This window comes from Novosphingobium sp. (assembly GCF_039595395.1).
GTDB lineage: Bacteria > Pseudomonadota > Alphaproteobacteria > Sphingomonadales > Sphingomonadaceae > Novosphingobium.
This window is the reverse complement of record NZ_JBCNLP010000001.1, coordinates 655231-676030: the sequence shown is the minus strand read 5'-3', so window position 1 is coordinate 676030 and position 20800 is coordinate 655231. Positions and strand designations below refer to the sequence as shown.

23 protein-coding genes are annotated in these 20800 nt (G+C 67.0%); 8 read left to right on the top strand and 15 right to left on the bottom strand.

All coding sequences use genetic code 11. The features are described from left to right. Positions 1-54: 54 nt before the first annotated feature. On the top strand, positions 55-324 hold the full coding sequence (locus ABDW49_RS03180; protein WP_343609669.1) for a hypothetical protein: 270 nt from the start codon (positions 55-57) through the stop codon (positions 322-324). A 2-nt stretch (positions 325-326) separates the two neighbouring features. Here the strand turns inward: ABDW49_RS03180 and ABDW49_RS03175 are convergent, their stop codons facing one another. The 3 genes from ABDW49_RS03175 to ABDW49_RS03165 all read right to left on the bottom strand — a co-directional run bounded on the left by ABDW49_RS03175 (position 327) and on the right by ABDW49_RS03165 (position 4232). Then, a complete protein-coding gene (locus tag ABDW49_RS03175) occupies positions 327-2033 on the bottom strand; it encodes a cytochrome c biogenesis protein DipZ (protein ID WP_343609667.1) in 1707 nt (568 codons plus the stop codon). 83 nt (positions 2034-2116) lie between these two features. Further along, positions 2117-2782 carry a M24 family metallopeptidase gene (locus tag ABDW49_RS03170; protein WP_343609665.1) on the bottom strand — a complete coding sequence of 222 codons (666 nt, stop codon included), beginning with the start codon at positions 2780-2782 and terminating at the stop codon, positions 2117-2119. A gap of 46 nt (positions 2783-2828) precedes the next feature. Then, on the bottom strand, positions 2829-4232 hold the full coding sequence (locus tag ABDW49_RS03165; protein ID WP_343609663.1) for an aldehyde dehydrogenase family protein: 1404 nt from the start codon (positions 4230-4232) through the stop codon (positions 2829-2831). 147 nt (positions 4233-4379) lie between these two features. Here ABDW49_RS03165 and ABDW49_RS03160 point away from each other — a divergent pair, with 147 nt between their 5' ends. Next, complete coding sequence (locus tag ABDW49_RS03160) at positions 4380-4742, top strand: hypothetical protein (protein ID WP_343609662.1); 363 nt, start codon at positions 4380-4382, stop codon at positions 4740-4742. Between the two features lie 61 nt (positions 4743-4803). On the opposite strand, the gene ABDW49_RS03155 is transcribed toward ABDW49_RS03160, so the two are convergent. Beyond that, entirely contained in the window at positions 4804-5319 is a 516-nt protein-coding gene (locus tag ABDW49_RS03155) for a DUF4232 domain-containing protein (RefSeq protein WP_343609660.1), read from the bottom strand. Between the two features lie 103 nt (positions 5320-5422). Then, positions 5423-6133 carry a potassium channel family protein gene (locus tag ABDW49_RS03150; protein ID WP_343609658.1) on the bottom strand — a complete coding sequence of 237 codons (711 nt, stop codon included), beginning with the start codon at positions 6131-6133 and terminating at the stop codon, positions 5423-5425. A 153-nt stretch (positions 6134-6286) separates the two neighbouring features. On the opposite strand from ABDW49_RS03150, the gene ABDW49_RS03145 reads away from it, so the two are divergent. Further along, positions 6287-6694 (top strand): heme-binding protein, encoded by a 408-nt coding sequence (locus ABDW49_RS03145; protein WP_343609656.1) that lies wholly within the window; start codon positions 6287-6289, stop codon positions 6692-6694. Here the strand turns inward: ABDW49_RS03145 and ABDW49_RS03140 are convergent. The 3 genes from ABDW49_RS03140 to ABDW49_RS03130 form a co-directional block, all read right to left on the bottom strand. After that, positions 6684-8393, bottom strand: coding sequence for a 6-pyruvoyl-tetrahydropterin synthase-related protein (locus ABDW49_RS03140; RefSeq protein WP_343609654.1), 1710 nt, complete (start codon positions 8391-8393; stop codon positions 6684-6686). The two genes, ABDW49_RS03145 and ABDW49_RS03140, sit on opposite strands and share 11 nt — an antisense overlap. A gap of 80 nt (positions 8394-8473) precedes the next feature. Further along, positions 8474-9052: a DUF2239 family protein gene (locus ABDW49_RS03135; RefSeq protein ID WP_343609652.1), complete on the bottom strand. Its 579-nt coding sequence runs from the start codon at positions 9050-9052 to the stop codon at positions 8474-8476. 73 nt (positions 9053-9125) lie between these two features. After that, positions 9126-9560, bottom strand: coding sequence for a helix-turn-helix domain-containing protein (locus tag ABDW49_RS03130; RefSeq protein WP_343609650.1), 435 nt, complete (start codon positions 9558-9560; stop codon positions 9126-9128). Between the two features lie 105 nt (positions 9561-9665). On the opposite strand from ABDW49_RS03130, the gene ABDW49_RS03125 reads away from it, so the two are divergent. Beyond that, on the top strand, positions 9666-10436 hold the full coding sequence (locus ABDW49_RS03125) for an SDR family oxidoreductase (RefSeq protein WP_343609649.1): 771 nt from the start codon (positions 9666-9668) through the stop codon (positions 10434-10436). A 19-nt stretch (positions 10437-10455) separates the two neighbouring features. Next, on the top strand, positions 10456-10875 hold the full coding sequence (locus ABDW49_RS03120) for a secondary thiamine-phosphate synthase enzyme YjbQ (protein ID WP_343609647.1): 420 nt from the start codon (positions 10456-10458) through the stop codon (positions 10873-10875). 54 nt (positions 10876-10929) lie between these two features. Here ABDW49_RS03120 and ABDW49_RS03115 read toward each other — a convergent pair whose 3' ends face one another. From ABDW49_RS03115 to ABDW49_RS03100, 4 genes are all read right to left on the bottom strand, one after another. Then, positions 10930-11205, bottom strand: a complete 276-nt coding sequence (locus tag ABDW49_RS03115) for a hypothetical protein (RefSeq protein ID WP_343609645.1) — start codon at positions 11203-11205, stop codon at positions 10930-10932. 176 nt (positions 11206-11381) lie between these two features. Beyond that, positions 11382-11948, bottom strand: a complete 567-nt coding sequence (locus ABDW49_RS03110; protein ID WP_343609643.1) for a hemerythrin domain-containing protein — start codon at positions 11946-11948, stop codon at positions 11382-11384. A 100-nt stretch (positions 11949-12048) separates the two neighbouring features. Continuing rightward, a complete protein-coding gene (locus tag ABDW49_RS03105; protein ID WP_343609641.1) occupies positions 12049-12876 on the bottom strand; it encodes an aldo/keto reductase in 828 nt (275 codons plus the stop codon). Positions 12877-12965: 89 nt separating this feature from the next. Then, positions 12966-14513, bottom strand: a complete 1548-nt coding sequence (locus tag ABDW49_RS03100; protein ID WP_343609640.1) for an AarF/UbiB family protein — start codon at positions 14511-14513, stop codon at positions 12966-12968. A gap of 160 nt (positions 14514-14673) precedes the next feature. On the opposite strand from ABDW49_RS03100, the gene ABDW49_RS03095 reads away from it, so the two are divergent. After that, complete coding sequence (locus tag ABDW49_RS03095) at positions 14674-16443, top strand: FUSC family protein (RefSeq protein WP_343609639.1); 1770 nt, start codon at positions 14674-14676, stop codon at positions 16441-16443. Positions 16444-16503: 60 nt separating this feature from the next. Here ABDW49_RS03095 and ABDW49_RS03090 read toward each other — a convergent pair whose 3' ends face one another. After that, positions 16504-17268: a class I SAM-dependent methyltransferase gene (locus ABDW49_RS03090; RefSeq protein WP_343609638.1), complete on the bottom strand. Its 765-nt coding sequence runs from the start codon at positions 17266-17268 to the stop codon at positions 16504-16506. Between the two features lie 81 nt (positions 17269-17349). After that, complete coding sequence (locus tag ABDW49_RS03085; protein ID WP_343609636.1) at positions 17350-18222, bottom strand: LysR family transcriptional regulator; 873 nt, start codon at positions 18220-18222, stop codon at positions 17350-17352. Between the two features lie 103 nt (positions 18223-18325). Here ABDW49_RS03085 and bla point away from each other — a divergent pair, with 103 nt between their 5' ends. After that, the gene (gene bla / locus ABDW49_RS03080) at positions 18326-19234 is read left to right on the top strand and encodes a subclass B3 metallo-beta-lactamase (RefSeq protein WP_343609635.1); all 909 of its coding nucleotides are present in this window, start codon (positions 18326-18328) and stop codon (positions 19232-19234) included. Between the two features lie 23 nt (positions 19235-19257). Here the strand turns inward: bla and ABDW49_RS03075 are convergent, their stop codons facing one another. Further along, a complete protein-coding gene (locus ABDW49_RS03075) occupies positions 19258-19416 on the bottom strand; it encodes a DUF3309 family protein (RefSeq protein ID WP_343609634.1) in 159 nt (52 codons plus the stop codon). A gap of 211 nt (positions 19417-19627) precedes the next feature. Between ABDW49_RS03075 and ABDW49_RS03070 the strand changes: the two genes are divergently transcribed. Further along, a complete protein-coding gene (locus ABDW49_RS03070) occupies positions 19628-20638 on the top strand; it encodes an LLM class flavin-dependent oxidoreductase (RefSeq protein WP_343609633.1) in 1011 nt (336 codons plus the stop codon). Positions 20639-20800: the final 162 nt, after the last annotated feature.

Here is a 20800-nt window from a genome sequence, read left to right as displayed (position 1 = left end):
CTGTAGGGCGGGCAGGCTTTTCAGGCCAGCGCTTTGCACGCTAAGGGGCCCCTTATGAAACGCAGGAAGCGCTATCTGACGGCCACCATGCCCGACGGCTATGTGAAGACCATCGGCCCCACGTCCGACCCCTTCACCCATTACTGGCGCATCGTGGCCATTCTGCAGAACGGCAAGACCGAGGTGTTCTGGGGCCACAGCCGCTCTTTGGCCGAGGCCAAGAGCAAAAAATCCGCCACGCAGGAAGCGGCCAAAATGCGCGGCTGGACCAGTTGGCAATTCGAGATCGCGCAACTGGTCGAGAGCGATACGCCGCCCGCCTGACCTTATCCAAAGGTGAAGGCAAAGGCCTCCACGCCGGGATCGAGGAAGGTGATCATAAAGCTGTGATCGCCCGCGCCATCCTTCAGCCGCAGCAACTGATACAGCCGGTTATCCGTCACCACGCCATTGCCCTGAGCATCGGTATCCACGCCATGATCAGCGCCCGGCGCATGGCCATCGATGGTCACACGGAAGCGCACCGGCTTGCCGCCCGCCGCCGGCCCCAGCACCAGATGCAGGTCGCGCGCCTGAAAACGATAGGCGATGCCGCCACCGGCCTGCTCCAGCCGGGCATTTTCGGCGCCAACCGTCCAGCGGCCTTCCAGCCCCCAGCCATCGGCCTGCAGGCCGCCCAGAGCATAGGTCTCCGCCGTATCCTGCTTCACCGCAGGCGTGCTGGAAAAGCCCTGAGCGCGGGCATAGCCGACATAGGTCTCGGGGCTCTGCTCCTGACCGCTGCGCTCGGCCTCGATGCCATTGTCCATGCCCTGCACCGTGCCGCCGGGCACCGCCGAGGCGCCATTTTCGGCCAGCACCTTCTGGATCAGCTTCTCGAAGGCGGCATCGTCGCCCTCGCCAAACATATGCGCCCGGATGCGGCCCTGCGCGTCGATCAGATATTCGGCGGGCCAGTATTCGTTGTTGAAGGCCTTCCAGATGGCGTAATTGTTGTCCAGCGCCACCGGATAGGTCACGCCCAGCCGCTTGACGGCATCGCGCACGTTGGTGGGGTCTTTCTCGAAGGCGAACTCGGGCGTGTGGACGCCCACCACCATGAGCCCGGCCTGCTTGTACTTGTCGGCCCAGCCCTTCACATAGGGCAGCGTGCGCAGGCAGTTGATGCAGGTGTAGGTCCAGAAATCGACCAGCACCACCTTGCCCTTGAGATCAGCAGCGGTCAACGGCGCGCCATTGAGCCACAGCGTCGCGCCGTTGAAACCGGGGTTGGCGCCCTCATCGCCCAGCCCGTCGGCGCTGCTGGCGGGTTTGCGGGCGATGCCGAAACGTTCCAGCAGGCCCTGCTCGATCCGATTGGTGCTGGCCGCCGAAAGCTTGGTCAGCACGCCGGTGTCCAGCCCCAGCGCGATCACCGCGACTGCTGCCAGCACCACCAGCCCCAGCACCTGCCGCACCTTCTCGCCAAAGCCCAGCGAGCGCTTCATCGCGCCATAGACCTTGCCGCCCACCACCAGCGCCAGCGCCAGAGAAGTCGCCGCGCCCAGGCCGTAAGCCAGCAGCAGCACGCCCGTCGCCAGACCGCCGCCCTTCAGCGCCGCGCCGGTCAGCACCAGACCCAGAATCGGCCCGGCACAGGGCGCCCAGAGCAGGCCCGTCGCCGCGCCCAGCGCCAAGGAACCGCGCCAGCCTGAATCGCCATGCGCGCTCTGCGCCCAGCGCCCGCCCAGTTGCACCAGCGGGCGCGTCATCCGGTCGGCCAGCGAAGGGAACACCAGCGTCAGCCCGAACAGCGCCAGCAGCACCAGCGCCACGCCCCGGCCCACATCATTGGCGCCCACCGCCCATTGCCCGCCCACCGAGACCAGAACCGCCATCCCCGCGAACATCACCGTCATCCCCGCCAGCATCGGCAGGCCATGCGAGAGGAACGGCTTGCCCGCGCGCGCAAAAGCGAAGGGCAGGATCGGCAGGATGCAGGGGCTCATGATGGTGAGCGCGCCGGCCAGATAGGAGAGCAGGTAAAGCAGCATGGATCAGTGGCCCAAAGTGTCTCGATACTGGCTTTACGAGCGAAAGGGCCCCGAGGTTACGCCGCGGAGCCCGATTTTTCGCGTCAGGCCAGAAGATCCTCGTAAAAAGCGCCGAAATTGCGGGTGGGATGGCGGATCTGCATCTCCAGAATCCACAGGCCGGGCGTTGGGGCGGCGTCGAATTCACCCAGCTTGCCGCCCTTGTGGACCGAATGCGGATAGTCGCCCACGCGGTGGCCCTGAATGTCGAGGTTGATCACCCAGCCGAGCTTGTCCGCCTCGGCGCGGGCGGCTGCGTAAAGTGCCTCGCCGGTCACCGTGCCGCCGTTCCACAGGGCAGCCACCGTGTCGAACAGCACCTTCACATCGCGGGCGCAGGCCTGCATCTCGGCATCATTGCCGGTGGTGAAGGTGGCGCCCGCATCGCCCTCATGGCCATCGAACACCGGGCCCATATCGACGAACCAGATGTCGTTCTCGCCCAGAATGGCGGTGCCTTCGGAGCGGTCCGAAAAGATCTTCAGCGTGTTCTCGCCGAAACGGATCAGCAGCGGGTGCCAGGCCAGCTCCATGCCCATATCGGCCAGAATGCCCTTGCCCATGGCGGTGGCTTCGGCCTCGGTCATGCCGGGGCGGACCTGTGCGGCGATGGCGTTCAGCGCCTCCCAGCTTTTGGCCTGAGCCGCCTTGATCGTGGCCAGATCATAGCTGACGCCGACGGCTTCGCGGGGGGACAGGGTGGTGGACATGCGGCAATCTCCGAGGTGGGGGCCCAGCGCTAAACCGCGCAAATTGTTAGCGCAAGGCCGCGTTCACGATGCGGGTCTGGGTGAACTCCTCCACCCCCTCGATCCCTTGATGCCGCCCCATGCCGGAGGCGCGCGCCCCGCCCAGCGGCACATCGAAAGGCAGATCGAACACACGGTTGACCCAGACCAGCCCGGTTTCCAGCCGTGCCGCCACCGCCATGGCGCGCTGCACGTCGCCGCCCCACACCGATCCGCCCAGTGCATAATCGCCAGCATTGGCCAGAGCGATGGCATGGTCGAGATCGTCATAGGCCTGCACCGGGATCAGCGGGCCGAACTGCTCCTCACGGATCAGGCGGGCCGTTTCGGGCATGTCGCGCACCACCGTGGGGGCGATGAAATAGCCGTCGCCCGCGGGTGCGGTGCCCTGCCCCACGATACGGCCCAAAGCCCTGGCCTCTTCAGCCAGATCGAGAACCCGGCGATGCTGCGCCGCATTCTGCACCGGCCCCATGGTGGAGCCCGAAGCCAGACCATCGCCCACCACCGCCTTGCGCGCCAGATCGGCCAGCGCCTCGGCCAGATCGTCGGCCTTGTTGCGGGCGGCATAGATGCGCTTGATGCCAAGACAGATCTGACCGGCATTGGCGGTGGCCCCCGCGAAAAGATCCGCCGCGATGGCGCCCACATCGGCATCGTCCAGCACCAGAGCGGCATCATTGCCGCCCAGCTCCGCCGTCACGCGTTTGAGACTACCCGCCGCGCCCGACAGCACCTTGCGGCCCGTCGCCGTCGAGCCGGTGAAGCTGATATGCGCCACATCCGGATGCGCCACCAGCAAGGGCCCCAGATCGCCGCCATCGCCCAGCACCTGCACCACGCCAGCGGGGACAATCTCCGCCGCCAAAGCGCCCAGCATCAGCGTGGTGAGCGGCGTGGTCGGCGCGGGCTTGGCGATCACCGTGTTGCCCGCCAGCAGCGCCGGGGCCAGCTTCAGGATCAGCATCAGCAGCGGATAATTCCACGGCACGATCGCCACCACCAGCCCCAGCGGAAAGCGCTGTTCCACCACCAGTTCCCCGGCGGATTGCTTCAGCACGCGCGGTTCCAGCCGCAGCCCGGCGTGATAGCGCAGCGCCGCGATGGAGCCCTCCACCTCGCCGCGCGATTCATCCAGCAGCTTGCCCTGTTCGCGGGTGAGCATGCGGGCGAAGGGCTCGGCATGGGCCTGCAGGGCATCGGCCAGAGCCTCCAGCACAGCGGCGCGCTTGTCCATGGGCACCAGAGCCCAATCCCGCGCGGCACGCTTGCCCGCCGCCACCGCCTGCTCGGCCTGAAGCGCATCGGCACGCGGGACATGGGCGAAGACCTGCCCGCTGGCCGGTTCGATCACCGGAAGAAGCCCCGCGCCCGCAACCAGGCGCCCGTCGATCAGAAGATGGTCATGCATGGGCACGCTTTACCCTGCCGCGCGCATCAAGGCGAGCGTAGCGCGTAAATTCCGCATAATTGCGCGCAATATCCTTGTGCGGCATGGAACAGCAAACCCCGCCCCCCGTTTCTACGGCATGGGCGATCCACGCCCAGGGAGGCCGCCATGAAGAAAACTCTAGCCCTGCTCGCACTGTCCCTGTCGGTCACGACTTTGGCCGCCTGTGTCGACGATGGCTATGGTTATGGCGGCGGCGTGGCCTATGGCCCCGGCCCCTATGCCTATGACGGCTGGTATGACGGCGCCTATGGCCCGATCTATGACGGCTATTGGGGCTCGGACAACTATTTCTACTATCGCCATGGCGCGGGGGATCGCGGCTTTATCCGCGGCGATCGCGGCCATTTCATGCGCGAGGCGCCGCAGGGTCGCCCCAATTTCCAGCGCTTCCAGGGCAATATGACGCCGGGGCAAGGCATGCATATGCCGCATTTCCGGGGCAATGGTGGCGGCGGTCATCGCCACTGATCGGGTGCCATCCTCAAAGGGCCGCGCCTGTTCACGCAGGCGCGGCCCTTTTGGTTGAAACTCAGGGCTGGCCCTTGTCCTGCCCGGCGTCCGGCCCGGCCAGATGCAGCGGTGGCTGATCGAGGCTCGCCCCCTGATCCGCCGGGGCGTAGAGCACCACCTTGAGCGGCATGCTCACCCAGCCCGTGCCGATGCCCACCGACAGGCGCGCAGCCGTCAGCTTGCGGCTGTTGTCATAGACCGGGCCCGAGACCCAGCGCAGCGTTCCCTGAGCCCGCGCGCCCTTTTCCAGCTTCAGCGGAACCATCACCGGTCCGGGATGCATCCCCACCGGCGCCCGGCGCGCGGCTGGCAGCGCTTTGCCCCGCGCATCGCGCAGCACCACCTGCGGCAGGGCGGGCAGGCGACAGGCCTCGCCCCGGTTGACCAGCGCAAAGCCGGTTCCAGCATGCGACATACCGTTGAGGTCGCCATCGGTGTCCACCGGCATCAGGCGCAATTGCGCGGCGCGGCAGGGTGTGGGGGGTAGGGTGGCTGGCCCTTGAGCGAGGATCAGTAGGGCGGATAACAGAGGCATGGGGTCTCTCCTCTTCGTAATCGTTCAAACGCAAGGTGGGGATTCAGGCTGCCGTTTCGTCGGGAGACAATATGGGAGCGCGAGGGGGTAACCCCCTCGCTTTTCACTCTTCCTTGCTATGCTCCAGATGCAGCGCGACAATCCGCGCCAAAAGCGTGGCGGGAAACAATTGCCCCATCACCGCCTCCAGATTGGCCAGACTGCGCGCCAGCGGCAACACCGGCACTACATCGCCATAGCCGGTGGTGGTGAGCGTCGAGAGGCTGAAATAGGTCAGCAAAGCCGTGCGCCCGGAGGATTCAGGCCCCAGCGCCGCGCCTCCGCTCATCACCAGCGCGCCGGGCCAGTGCGACAGGATCGCGGTGAAGACGATGCCGAAGACCGAGGCGATGTTGAGATAGAGCAGCACCGCCCCGCGCACGCGATGCCCGGTCACCCGGCCGGGCCCGAAAACGTGGCGTGCCACCAGCAAGGTGACCCCCATGTTGAAGGCAAAAGCGGCGATCTGGATCAGATCATGGCGCAAGGCGCTGCTGGTGGTGGCGTCGAGGTTGACCAGCAACCGCCGCCCGATCTCGGGCCCGACGATCAGCAGCAGCAGAGTGGAGAGCAGCACGACCTGCACCACGCGATGCCGCGCCAGCGCCGCCACGCAGACCAGCGCATAGGCCAGATGGCACAGATCGAGCAGGATATGGAGGGAGGGATCCTCGGTCACCAGCGGCACGGCCACGAACAGCGTCAACGCCTGCACCACCAGCAAGGTGGTCAGGCTCCAGTCGATCTTGTGCGGCTGGGGCGGCGCGGAGGACATGGCTGGCGTGGATTCCCTGAAGCAAGGCAGGCTGTGTGGCCGGTGGCGGTAAAACCGAAGATGAACGGGGCGCTGGCAAGCGGCGCGCGCGATGATAAGGGCGGCCGGGCACATTGACCGGCGCCGCGGGCGCCCTCACAGAAAGCGATCACGATGAAGACCAAGCACAGTCTGGAAGCCGCCGACGTCAAGGCGATCCTCGCCGCCGCCGAGGCCGAGGCGCTGGCGAATGGCTGGAAGGTCTCGATCGCGGTGGTCGACGATGGCGGACATCTGCTGGGCATGCTGCGGCTCGATGGTGCTTCGGCCAGCACGGCGCATATGGCGCCCGGCAAGGCGGTGACGGCCATTATGGGGCGCCGGGAATCGAAGGTCTATGAGGATCTGATTCTGGGTGGCCGCATCTCGATGCTGACGGCGCCGGCCATGCAGGCGATGCTGGAAGGCGGCGTGCCGATCGTGGTCGATGGCGATTTCGTGGGCGCAGTGGGCGTTTCGGGCGTCAAGTCGGAGCAGGATGTGCAGATCGCCAGGGCGGGAATCGCCGCGATTATCGGCTGAGTTTCGACCGGTTCCTGCTGGCGCCGAGCAGGCTCAGCAGGATCACCGCCAGAGCGCCGAGCGAGAGCCAGCCTGCATAGCGCTCCACCGGGGGAGCAGGCAGGCGGGCTTCCAGTCGATGCGCGCCGCCCGGCACGGCGCAGAGCGGCACACGGGCCGCATTCGGGTTCGCCCCCAGCTTCAGCACGGATGAAGCGCTCCATGCGCCGCCATCGATGCGGCATTGCCAGCCGGTGAAGGCGAATTGGCGCAGGGCCAGCGTGCTGCTCTGCTCTGCGCGATAATCCAGCGTGATGTGGCGGTTGGCGATGCTGGCGTTGCTCACCGCAACCGGCGCGTCAGGGGCAAAGGCGAGGCGCGGGCCGAACCGATGCCGCGCCCCGGCCAGATCGCCCAGCACATATTCCGAACTGTCCTCATCGCTGGCCAGCACTTGCGCGACAGTCAGCGGATGATCGTCGCGCGGGCGCAGGCGCTGATAGGCGAAACCGGCGATACCCAGCGCCAGCAGGCCGACAAACATCAGCCACAGCAGCCTCTGCCGCCACGCCTGCCCGGCGCGCGCGAAGCGGTCATGCGCGAAACCGGCGAGCAGGCAGAGCGCCAGACTGGCCTCGCCCAGCAGGCGGAAGGGGAACTGGATGCGGCTCAGCGGCGTCTGCAGCTCCCAGATCCGGCGCGAGATCTCCAGATTGAGAAAAGCGATGCCCAGAACCGTCAGCACCATCGCCACAGCCACCACGCGCTGGCGGCGGACCGGCGTGCTGACGGCGGGCCAGAACAGCATCGCCGCCATGCCCACACTCATCGCCACCAGCCCCAGCGTGATGCGCCATGCCACCGGGTCGATCCATGGCTTGGCCGAGAACAGCAGCCAGTTGTGCGGCTGGTTGCGCTCGCCCATCATCGCGGCGGTGTCGGTGAGCTGGCCCAGCAGGCTGAGCGCCGGGACCAGCATCGCCGCCGCCAGCGCCAGACCGGCCAGCGCCGAACTCGCCAGCGCGATCAGCAGCGGCCAGCGCCTTTCGCGCCGGGACTCGCCCAGCACCAGCGCCAGCCCTTGAATGCCCGCGAAGAGATAGCCGATCAGCATGCCCGGCAGATGGGTGTAGGCCAGCAGGCCGATCGCCAGCGCATGGAGGCCCCACCCTCCCCTGCGCCCCTGCGCCAGCCGCACCGCGCCATAGGCCAGCCATGGCAGCAGGCACAGATTGGCGCTCTCGGCCAGGGCACAGCGCTGGTACATGTCGACAAAGGCGCGATAGGGCATCACCAGCCACAGCGCCGCCGCCAGCAAGGCCGCCGTCTGCGAGGCGCCCAGAGCCCGCAGCCACAGGCGGCAGCCCTGCGCGCCCAGCAGCGAGAGCACGGCCAGCGCCAGCGCCAGCCGCCGGATCGCCCCCGCATCGCCGGGGAAGATCGGCACGAAGGCCGCCCCCAGCCCCTGCAGCACGGGCGGATAGAAGAAAAAGGCCGGTGAGCCGAAGCCCGCATTCATCCCCGGCAGCCAGCGTGGCCAGAGCGTGCCCTGCCACACCTCACGCGCGAAGGCGGCCTGCCAGCGGATATGCACCGGGCCGTCGGTGCCGAAGGGATTGGGCAACAGCAGGGCAGGCAGAGCCAGCAACAGCGCCAAGGCGCCCAGCAGCAACCAGCCACGAAGGCCCTGGCCGGTGGCCCTGCCCACCGTCTTGCTCACTGCCCGTCTGTTCCGGTCATGCTCATGAAATCATGGCATATGGGGCATGGGCGGCCAAGGCAAGCGATCCGGTGCTCTACCTAACCCTGATCCTCATCGGGCCGCGCCAGATCGAGTGCGTGATTGCGCACATCTTCGGGCCAGTCGGCGGCGGCGGCTTCCATCCCGGCCATATCGTCGGCGAACAAGGCGCGCGATGCGGCCTCGAAACCGGGATAGTCGCCCGCCAGCGCGCTCATAAAGCGATAGGCGCGCTCATGGGCCAGACGCAGCGTGGTGCGGCCCTCGTCAGCCTTGCGGGCCTGATCGACCAGCCGCCGCAGGGCCTGAGAGGCGCCCCCCGGCTGCAGCGCCAGCCAGTCCCAATGGCGGGGCAGCAGGGTGATTTCGCGCGCGATCACGCCCATCTTGGGGCGGCCACGCTTTTTGGGCTCGGGCGCCATCTGCTGGAAAGCGGCAAGGCGGGTGATCGCCTCGGCGGTGCTGCCGCGCAGGTCCACATCGATCTGCGCCCCGGAGGTGCTGTCGAAGATCAGCACGGTGCCTTCGGGTTTCAGCGCATTCACCGCCATGGCCACATCGGCCAGCGGGCCCTTGGCGATCATCCGGCCCTGGGTGAAAGCGGCGCAGGGGGCGGCGAGTCTGGTGTCCTCAGTCATATGATCCGGGTAAATTAAATCACCCAAACAGTCAATTTACCCGGATCATGAAATTGTCGTACTGACATCGCTGTCAGCAATCCTTCTGGCGGTTGTCGAAGGCGTTGCGCGCCGCCTCCACCGTGCCCAGATTCTCCTCGGCCCAGATCCACACGCCGCAGAAGGCCGCGCCCAGACTCATGCCCAGAGGCGTCAGGCGATAATCGACATGCGGCGGGATCACCGGATGGATCGTGCGCACCACCATGCCGTCACGCTCCATCTGGCGCAAAGTCTGGGTCAGCATCTTCTGGCTGATGCCCTTCACCGCCCGCGCCAACTGGGTGAAGCGCAAGGTGCCATGCTCATCGAGCACCTCGAGGATGATCATCGTCCATTTGTCGGCCACCCTGCCGATCAGCTCGTTGACCAGCGCCTCGACACGCGGATCGATCTGCACGGGCGGGGTCGTCTCAGCCACGCGCCGGGCGCTGGTGACGGTCGCCTCGTCGAAAGGAAGGCTGGACATGCGGACACTCTCTTTCAGGTAAGTATAAATCTTTGGGGTGCCTTCTTACCACCAGCGCGTGGTGGTTTAAATAGGGCGCATCCACAGGCTTCAAGGAGCAGTCCGATGAAAACCACAGGCAACACCATACTCATCACCGGCGGCGGTTCGGGCATCGGCGCGGCGCTGGCCCAGCGCTTTCACGATGCCGGCAACACGGTGATCGTTGCCGGGCGCCGTCAGGATGCGCTCGACTCCGCCATCGCGGGCCGCGCCAACATGCATGCCATGGTGCTGGACGTCGAAAGCGCGCAGGGCGTGGCCGATTTCGCAGCGCGTCTGCTCGCCGCCCATCCCGGCCTCAATGTGCTGATCAACAATGCGGGCATCATGCGTTTCGAGGATGCCACGCAAAAGCGCGATCTGGCCGATGCCGAGGCGACGATCACCACCAATCTGCTGGGCCCGATCCGCCTGATCGACGCGCTGGTCGATCATCTTTCGGCGCAGGCCGATGCGGCGATCGTCAATGTCACCTCCGGTCTGGCTTTCGTGCCGCTGACCACCACGCCCACCTACAACGCCACCAAGGCGGCGGTGCATGCCTACACCGTGGCCCTGCGCGAGGTGCTCAAGGACAAGGTCGAGGTGATCGAGCTGGCGCCCCCCGCCGTCCAGACCGGCCTGACGCCGGGCCAGGAAAACCGCCCCGGCTATCAGCCGCTCGGCGAGTTCACTGAAGAAGTCTTCGCGCTGTTCAGCCAGAGCCCCACGCCCAAGGAAATTCTGGTCGAGCGCGTGCACTTCCTGCGCTATGCCGAGGCGCAGGGACGTTTCGATGAAACCCTCGTCCAGCTCAACGCCTTCGCCGCCAAGGCCCGCGAAGAGCAGCCGTAACCGAAGAGGACCATCACCCATGCGACAGGCCACCACCATGCTGACCGTGGCCACGCATGGGCAGGGTCTGGTCGAGTTCACAGGCGAGATCCTGCGCTGGGTCGCGCAGACCGGCATCGGCGAAGGCCTGCTGACGGTGTTCTGCCGCCACACCTCGGCCTCGCTGCTGATTCAGGAAAATGCCGCGCCCGAGGTGAAGACCGATCTGCAAGACTTCTTCGCCCGCATCGCCCCCGAAGATCCGCGCGCCTATGCCCATGACGATGAGGGGCCCGACGATATGCCCGCCCATCTGCGCACGGCGCTGACACAGGTGCAGCTCTCGATTCCGGTGCTGGATGGCAGGCCAGTGCTGGGCACATGGCAGGGCGTCTATCTCTTCGAGCACCGCCGCATGGCCCATCGCCGCCAGATCGTGCTGCATCTGCTGGGCGCATGAAAAAGGGAGCCGGACGGATGCCCGGCTCCCCTTCAAGCCTTGATGGCGAAAGGCTTAGCGATAACGCCAGCCACCGCGCCAACGCTCACGGTTGTGCCAGTAGCGGCGGCCATCCCAATAACCGCGGCCCTGATAGTAATTGCCGATGATCAGGCCGCCAGGGCCGACGCCCACGACAGGCCCGCGCGGGCCGGGGCCACGGTTGGGCAGGCAGCGGCCATAGGGCCCGCGATGGAAACCGGGGCCGCAGCCCTCGCGCGCGCTGGCTGGCGCGGCGGCGGCCAGCACCGAGCCGGCGGCAAGAGCAATCAGAAGTGCGCGTTTCAACATGATGTTTCTCCCAAGGTCAGGTCGATCGGCTTGTGGGCAAGCCGCGAAGCAGGTGAGTGGCTGTGTAACGCAAGGCGCCGTCTGCTCTTCGGCGCCAACAGATCCATTAAAAGCACAGTCTTTCTGAACATGTCATGGCTGCCATGTTATTGTTCATGCAGGCACAATAAACGAAATCAAGCCGCCACCAGCCGCAGCCCGGCAGCAGGCGTCGACTGTAATCCCGACAGCGATGATCCTGAAAGCGATGATCCCGACAAAGCCTGCCCCAGCGGAGCCGCCATCGCCGCGCCGCGCGCCAGCATGGCATCGCGCAGCCGCACCAGATCGGCCCCGGCACGGCGACCCAGCGCGAAGATGCCCTCGGCAAAGCGCTCATCCTCGGCGATCTGGCCGCGCACGGCGCGCGTCAGCCGGGCGACCATCACCGCCAGACCGGCGTCACCGATGCCGCTGCCCTCGCCGCCCTCACCGGCTTCCACCGCCGCGACAAGGCCGGCGGCCTGAGCATGCAGGCTGCAGGCCCGGTCAAGCAGATCGTCGGCGATGCGGCCGCGCAGGGCGGGATAGAACAGGCTGGCTTCCAGCGCGATCTGGCTTTTCCAGAGCGCGCAGATCTGCCCGGCCAGCTTGCGGCGACGGGCGGGCGAGCGGGTGGCTTCGAACCGCTCGAACAGATCCTCGGCGGCGCGATGGCCGGCCTTGAGCACGGCGATGGCGTCGGTGAACTGCGGTTCGATCATGGCAAGCCCCTCCGTTTCGGATTATCGACTCAAAGAAGCCTGCAAAAGCCTGTTGGTTCCATGGTTTCGCGCTGTTTCACGCAAAGTTTATACGCCGCGCTCAATGGCCGAAGCGGTCGGAATCCGTGATGCCGCCATCGCCCTCGTCCAGCGTGGCGATGGTGGCCATATCCTCATCGCTCAGGGCGAAAGAAAAGACATCCAGATTGGCGCTTTGCCGCGCGGGATCGGCGGATTTGGGGATGGGGATGATCCCCTGCTGCACCTGCCAGCGCAGCGCGATCTGCGCCGGGCTGCGGCCATGCGCCTCGGCGATCTCGCCCAGCACGGGATGGGACAGCAGATCATTGCCCTGTCCCAGCGGGCTCCAGCCCTCGGTGGCGATGTCATGCAGCTTGTGAAAGGCCAGCAGATCGCCGCGCCCATGGCGGGGGTCGAGCTGGATCTGATTGACCTCGGGCACGAAACCGGCGTCGATCAGCCGCAGCAGATGGGCCTGCTTGAAGTTGGAGGTGCCGATGGCGCGCACCAGACCGGCCTCGCGCAGCGCCACCAGCCCCTCGAAGGCCTCGACATAGGCGTTCTGGTCGGGGTTGGGCCAATGGATCAGCAGCAGGTCGAGATAGTCCACGCCCAGCCGCTTCAGGCTGGCCTCGCAGGCGGTGCGCGCGCCATCGACGCTGTGCCATTGGCGGTTGAACTTGCTGGTGATGACGATCTCGTCACGCGGCAGGCCGGATTGGCGGACGCCCTCACCCACGCCGCGCTCATTGCCGTAATTCTCGGCCGTATCGATCAGGCGATAGCCGCGCTCGATGCCGCTGGCGACCGCGCGGGCCGCCTGAGCATCGTCGAGCGGCCAGGTGCCCAGCCCAAGCTGCGGGATCGAGGCCCCGCCACGCAGCAGCCTTGTGGGAGCGATCGTCATAAAACCAATCCTTTATCAGGAGGAACCAGACCGAGATGGGCCTGTCTTGTGCCATTGCAATGATGCTCGACGCGCGCCTGCCGCACACCCTAACGCCAGAGCAGCGCCCCGGCCACCATCGCCGCAGCCGCGATAAGCCCGCCCGCAATCCAGCGTGCCCCCTCCCGCAGCGCCGGGGCCAATTGCGCCGCTCCCAGGCCGTCCACCGGCTCCGCCTCCAGCCGGCGGATCGCGGCGCGCAGCAGGCGGGGCGCATCCTCGCCCAGCCGCCCCAGCTCCCAGGCCAGCGCCATCAATGTAGGCCGCCAGTGCTCGGGCGAGAGCCGCGCTCGCACGATGCGCAGCGATGACCGCTCCATCGCGCCGGACAGGTCGAAATCCGGGCAGATCGCGGTCAGCACGCCATCGAGCGTCACCAAAGTCTTGAAGATCAGCAGCAGGTCGGGCGGCATGGTCAGCCCCACCTCGCGCATCAGCGGCAGGAAATCGCCCACCAGCGCGCGCAGCACCAGACGCCCCCTGCCATGCCGCGCGATCAGCCGGTCCGCCGCCAGAGCGATCTGCGGACGCGGGACAGCGTCCACGCCCTGCCCGGCGCTCTGCTCGGCCCAGACGGCCAGAATATCGGTGAGCTGCGCCGGATCGCCCATCGCCAGCGACTGCACGAAAGCCATGAACTCCTCGCGCCGCCGGGGCGAGACATGGCCGATCATCCCGAAATCGAGCAGCGCCAGCCGGTTGCCCGGCAGGCACAGCAGATTGCCGGGATGCGGATCGCCATGGAAGCGCCCATGCACCAGCACCATATCCAGCACCAGATCGGCACCCAGACTGGCGATGGCCTCCGGGTCGATGCCCCCGGCGCGCAGACTTTCGGCATCGCGCGGCGGCAGGCCCGCGATGTAGTCCATCACCAGCAGCGTTTCGGAGGACCAGTCCCAATGGATGCGCGGAATGTCCACGCGCGGCTCCCCGGCGAAGTCCTCGCGCATGGCATCGGCATTGCGGCCCTCCATGGTGAAGTCGAGCTCGCCCAGCACCGCATCGCCCAACTGCCGCATCAGCGCCACCGGAGCAAAACGCCGCGCCGCCGTGCTGGCCGCCTCCACCAGCGCCGCGCCTTGCGCGATCAGCCGCAGATCGGCCTCCATGCGCGGGCGGATGTCGGGGCGGCGGATCTTCAGGATCACCTCTTGCCCGTCGGCCAACCGCGCCCGGTGGATCTGCGCCATGGAGGCCGCCGCCAGAGGCTCCGGATCGAAATGGGCGAAGATCTCCTCGGGCGCCGCGCCCAGCGCGTCCTCCACCGCCGGGCGCAACTGTTCGAAAGGCAGGGTCGGCGCGCGGGAGTGCAACTGCTCCAGCTCCGCGATCCATTCGGGTGGCAGCAGATCGCCGCGCGTCGCCAGAATCTGCCCCAGCTTGACGAAGGTCGGCCCCAGTTCCTCCAGCGCCAGCCGCGTGCGCAGAGGCAGGCTGCGCGGGTCATTGTCGCCCTCGCTATCCCCGCCTCGTTCCGGGCCGCGCTCCAGCCCCAGTTGCGCCAGCAGCAGCCCCAGCCCGAAGCGCGAGGCGATCTGCAAAATCTCCCCCAGCCTGTTCCGGTCGCGCGCGGCCACCAGCAAAGTCTTGAGCATCGAACCTGTCCTTTACGCAAAACTTATAGGCTCCGGGGCGTACAATCGGATGACCCCTGCCTTTTTTGATGGCACATGAAACCTCATGAATGCCCCGAGCCACCGCCGCAAGCCACGACCTGCCCCGGATGGCCGCCCCGCACCATCGCGGGGCCCGTTGATGCGCCGCATCGCCCGCAAGCTGGAAGTGCGGGCGATCGGTCTGGTTCCCGAATATTTCAACCCGGCCGAGGGTTTGCGCGCCGCTGTCGCCGTCGGCGTGCCCCTGGTGCTGGTGCTGGCGAGCGGGCTCTATGGGCTGGGCTGGTCGATCTTCGCCGCCTTCTGGACCTGCCTGTGCGTGGGGCCGGGGTCGGGGCGCAGCCAGCGGCGCCTGCTGGGGGCCTTTGTGGTGCTGGGGGCCATCATCGCCTTTGCCGGATCGTGGCTGGCCTCATGGGGCGTGGCGACCGCGCTGGTGGCCGGGCCGCTGCTGGTGTTTCTCTCGATCCTGCTGCCCGCGCGCGTCGCCAATGCCAATCTGCTGGCCACGCTGCTGGCCGTGGTCGCGGTGGTCGCGGTGGGCTTTCCGCTCTCCCTGCATGCCGCGCTGATCGAGGCGGGCTCCTTCTTTCTGGGCGCGGGCTGGGCCTATGCGCTGATTCACGGGCTCTGGCAGATCGACTCCCATGCCCCGCTCGATCTGGCGACGCGCGCGGTGGTGGCGCGCCTCGCCGATATGGCCGGCGATCTGGTCGCCACCGGCGAGGGCCCGCATCGCGACGCGCAATGGCACCGCGCCCATGGCGAGCATCGCCGCGCCGTGCGTCTGGCGCTGGAGCGGCTGGGCGCGCTGCTGCCGCTGCATGCCGATGAGAAGCCCGCGCGGCTGGCGCCCTATCTGCGCGCTCAGGAGGCGGCGGAGACCGTGTTCAGCGCCCTGATCGCGCTGGACCATGCCTTTATCCTGCAGACCGGCCCCGCGCATGAGCGGCTGGCGGCGGCGCGCACCTTTCATGGCGGGCTGGTCGCCTGGCGCCGCACGCCTCGGGCGTTTCAAACCAAACCCGGCGTGATCGACCGCTGGCTCAAGCTGGTGGACCATCGGCGCGAGCGGCTGCGCGGCGCATTGGTCAGCGGCTGCCTGCGCGCACTGGGTCAGGCGCTGGCCACGCTGAGGCAGAACGGGCCGCATGCCATGCCGCCCCGCCCGCGCCCGGTGCCGCCGCGCGCGGCGCTGAGGCAGGCGTTGCGTCAGGCGATGGGCGTGCTGCTGGTCTATATCGCGGCGCGGGCCTTCCATCTGGGCTATCCCTATTGGGGTTCGATGGCGGTCGTGGTGGTGCTGCAGAAAGGCACGCGCGTCACCTGGATGCGCGCGGTGGAGCGCGTCTGCGGCAGCCTGCTGGGCGGCGTGGGTGCCGCTGCCTTGCTGCACGTCGCCTATCCCGTGCCGTTGCTGGCCGTGCTCTGCGTGGTGCTGGCGGCTTTGGCGATTGCGCTGCGCAGTGTGAATTACACCAGCTTCGTGGTGTTCCTGACCGTGCTCTTCGTCACGGTGACCGCCCTGCTGCACCCCGGCGAGGGCATCGCCACCGCGCGCATTGCAGACAACACGTTGGGCAGTCTGGTGGCGCTGCTCAGCGTGCTGGCGATCTGGCCAGAGCGGCGACCGAGCATGCGCGCCATGCTGAAAGCCGCCCTTCAGGCCAACCGCGCCTATCTCGATGCGGTGGAAGCGCGCGCGCCTTTCGCGCAGATCCATGCGGCGCGGCGCGCGGCGGGGCTGGCCAGCATCGATCTGGAAATGGCGCTGCACGATCTGGGCAGTTCAGTGCAGCGCCTGCGCCACCGCGCGCCCGAGGATTTGGCCGATCTGACCGCGCTGCGTCTGGTCGCCGGGCAGGCCGCCGCCGCCTGGCATGAGCGGCTGGCGGATCTGCCGCGCTAGAGCATCGTGCGAAAAAGTGGGAACCGGTTTTTCGCAAAAACGATGCGACCACAAAACGCTTCAAGCTGCCGTCACCTCGATCTGCGCGGTGTCGAGCATGAAGGAGCCATCCGCCTCGATCTCGAAATGGCGGACGGTTTCGGCGCCTGCCAGTTGCTGGAGGGCACGGATCGCGGCGCGATGAACCTCGGGCGTCTGCATGCGCTCGACCCAGCTTGCGTATTCCATGCGCAGGCGGCGGGTCTGCACGGATTGCAAGCGGAAGCCGGATTGCTCCAGGGCTTCCACCCACTGCGCCACCGTGTAGTCGCGCACATGCGAGGGATCGCGCAGCAGCTCGACCGTCTGCAGATGGGTGTCGAAAGCAGCAGGGCCGGGCGAAACCACATCGACAAACACAGCCGGAGCGCCGTCCTTCAGCACCCGCCGCGCCTGACGCAGCCCGCCGACAAAATCCTGCCAGTGATGCGCCGAAAAACGGCAGGCGAGCAGATCGAAACGCGCATCTTCAAAGGGCAGGTTTTCCGCCGGTGCCGCTTTGGTGTCGATGTTGGCCAGACCGCGCTGCGCGGCGGTGGCGGCAACCACCTCCAGCATGGCGGGCGAGAGATCGCTGGCGGTCACCTGCCCGGCATAAGGCGCCAGCGCATAGGCGACATGGCCGCCCCCCGTCCCCAGATCGAGCGCATGGGCCGGGGCATGGCGCCGGGCGATCTCGCCGATGGCGGCCAGATCCTCGCCGCTGGCATGGACGGCGCTGGAGACATAGGCCGCAGCGCGGGGGCCGAACTGGTGCTGGACCAGCGTGTCATGGGAGTGGGTCATGGGTGTTCTCCTTGGCTGGCCCTTGGTTGAACCTCTTCTCAGCCTAGGACCAGTTGCGATCTTATCCTGTTATAAGAAGGCCTAGGCTTGGGCTGCCCGCTGCATCAGCCAGTCGCGCCATTGCCGCATCGACCGGCTTTCCGGGCGGGTGTGCAGCCGGGTGAGCCAATAGGCGCCCAGATCGACCTCCTGCGCAAAGGGGCGAACGAGGCGACCGCTCGCCAGTTCCCGCGCGAACATGGCGGCCGGGGCCAGCGCCACGCCGCGCCCCTCCATCGCCGCCGTGACGCTGAGCACGGAAGCATCGAAGATTACCCCGCGCAGGGGCGGGCAGGCCAGACCGCAAGCGCCCAGCCAGCGCGGCCATTCGTCGGCGCGATAGGAACGCAGCAGGCTCTCGCCCAGTAGATCCTCCGGGCTGTGGAGCCGCGCCGCCGTGGTGGGATCGCAAAGCGGCGTCAGCGGGGCAGGCATGATCCTTTCGGCATGGGTGCCGTGCCATGCGCCGTCGCCGAAGCGGATCGCCAGATCGAGGCCCTCGCCCGCCAGATCGACGCGGTTGTTGTTGGTGAGCAGGCGCAGATCGATATGGCGATGCGTGGTGGTAAAACTGTCCAGCCGGTCGAGCAGCCAGCCCGAGGCGAAGGTGCCGACCACGCCCAGAGTCAGCACCTCTTCCACGCCGCCGCCGGCAAGGCCGTCGAGCCGCGCGCCGATGATGTCGAAGGCGGTGCCCACGCTGGGGAGCAGGGCCAGCCCCTCGTCGCTCAGCGCCAATCCGCGCGGCAGGCGGCGGAACAGCGGGGCGCCGATCATGCGTTCGAGCTGCGCCACCTGATGGCTGACCGCACCTTGCGTCACGCATAATTCCCGCGCGGCGCGGGTGAAGGAGAGGTGACGCGCGGCGGCCTCGAAGGCGCGCAGGGCGTTGAGCGGCAGGCGGGAGCGGTCCATCGACAAACCATGAATTCAATTCATGGCTTTGTCGAGAATTGATGGTTTGTGATGAAGGCGCCGGACTGAGAAAGGAGGGAACCAGCCAGAAAGGAGCGCCAACGTGACCAGATTGACCACCGCCTTTGCCATGAGCCTGATTGCGGCTTTGGGCGCCGCGCCTGCGGTCGCAGCCGATGATCCGCTGCTCCGCCCCATCGCGCCCGCTTACTCGGCCAAGCGTTTTCTTACCCCTGCCGAGCCGGTGCAGGTCTATGGCAACACCTATCTCGTCGGCTTTGGCGGGGTGAGCGTGGCGCTGATCCGCACCAGCGCCGGGCTGATCCTGATCGATGGCAGCGTCCCCCAGGGCGTGCGCGCGGTGGAAGAGCATATGCGCGCGCTGGGCTTTTCGATCCGCGATGTGAAGCTGATCCTCTCCACCGAGCCGCATTTCGACCATGCCGGGGGCCTCGCCGCGCTGGAGCGCGACAGCGGCGCCACCGTTCTGGCAGGCGCGGCGGCGGTGCCGGTGCTGCGGGCGCGGGGGCTCGATCCCAGCGATCCTCAGGCCTCGGGGTTGGAGCGCTTTCCCGCGCCGCGCAACATCCGGGCGGTGCGCGATGGCGAGCGCATCACGCTGGGCGATGTGACCGTGACCGCCATCGCCATGCCTGGCCACACGCCCGGCTCGACAAGCTGGAGCTGGAAAAGCTGCGAGGGGCAGCGCTGCGAAACGGTGGTGTTTGCCGCCAGCATCAATGCTGTGGCGCTGGGCGGCTATCGCTTTTCAACGCCGGCGCATCGCGGCCGGGTGGAGACCATCAGGCGCTCGATCTCCAGGCTGCGCGGCATTCCCTGCGATCTTGTGCTGACGTCTCACCCGGAACTCTCGGATGGCGAGGCCAAGCAGAAACAGCTGATGCGCCAAAACTCGCCCAATCCGTTTCTCGACCCACAGGGGTGCCGCAAGGCCGCCGATGCTTTCGAGAAACGGTTGAACGACCAGTTGGCCGAGGAAGCAAAGCGCTAGAAACGGCTATTCACGCCGTCCCCTCATACGCCGCCCTGAAGCACCAGAACCAGCAGAACGATGATCAGAATGGTGCCCAGGCCCACCGGCGCATAGCCCCAATTGGCATTGTAAGCCCCCGCGCGGGGGAAGGAGCCGCCCAGCCACAAGACGAGCAGCACAACGAGCACGATGGTCAGCATAGGTCCATCCTTTCCCGGAAAGATCAGTGATGTCGGTTAGCGGGGATGGAATGTTTCCCGAAAGCGGATGTTCCATGACGGGGTGGACGGGCGGCGGGGGCTGGATCATCGCCTCAGCAATCGACCCCACAATCGACCTTAGTCGAGGCGGCCAGGGCACTTACCGCAAGAGCCCTTGTATCAGGGCCTTGCGCTCCCCACTCTGGGAAACATGACAGCCCCCGTCCCCTTCTCCGTCCTCGATCTGGTCCCCGTCAACGACGGGGGCACCCTCAGCCAGGCTCTGGCCAATGCCGCCAGCCTGGCCGCCCATGCCGAAAGCGCCGGATACCACCGCTATTGGGTGGCCGAGCATCACGGCATGCAGGGCGTGGGCGGCGCGGCGACATCGGTGGTGCTGGCCCATGTCGGCGGGGCGACGAAAAGCATCCGCATCGGATCGGGCGGGATCATGCTGCCCAACCACGCCCCGCTGCAGATCGCCGAGCAATTCGGCACGCTGGATGCGCTGTTCCCCGGCCGTATCGATCTGGCGCTGGGCCGCGCGCCCGGTTCGGATGGACGCGTGGCGATGGCGTTGCGCCACGGCAATCCGGAGGAGTTCCCCCGGCAGGTGGTGGACTTGCAGAACTATTTCGCGGGCGATCCGCGCATGGGCTTTACCGCCGTGCCGGGCGCGGGTGCTTCGCCCGAGATGTGGATTTTGGGCTCCAGCACCTATGGCGCGCAACTGGCGGCGGCTTTGGGGTTGCCCTATGGCTTTGCCTCGCATTTCGCGCCTGCCGCATTGGATGAGGCGCTGGCGGTTTATCGCCACCAGTTCCAGCCCTCCGCCGTGCTGGACAAGCCGCATGTGACGGTGGGCTTCAACATCTTCGCCGCCGATACGAGGGAGGAGGCGCGCTTTATCGCCACCTCGATGCAGCAGAAATTCGTCGCCCTGCGCAGCGGCCATGGCAGCGGGCCGTTCCGCGCGCCGCTGGAAGGGTTCTATGAGAACCTGCCGGGGCATCAGCGCGCCATGCTGGACCAGATGATGCAATGCACCGCCATCGGCACACGCGAGGATGTGACGCGCAGTTTGACCGCCCTGCTGGAGCGCACCCAGGCCGACGAGGTGATCGTGGCCGGGCAGATCTTCGACCATGACGCGCGGTTGAAGAGCTATTCGATTGCCGCCGAGGCGATGGAGATGGTGGGGAAGGCTTCGGTTTCGGTTTGAAGGTGATTTAGTAAGGAAGATGCGAGGGTGTTACACCCTCGCGCTCCCGTTACTGTCTGCGTTGCGCATTGTTCTCGGCCGAAGGTATGGGTTCGGAGTGTCGCGGGCTTTGACTTTGCAGCGTAGCCTTATCGTTCCGGCATTGGCTGCCTGCGGCGCATT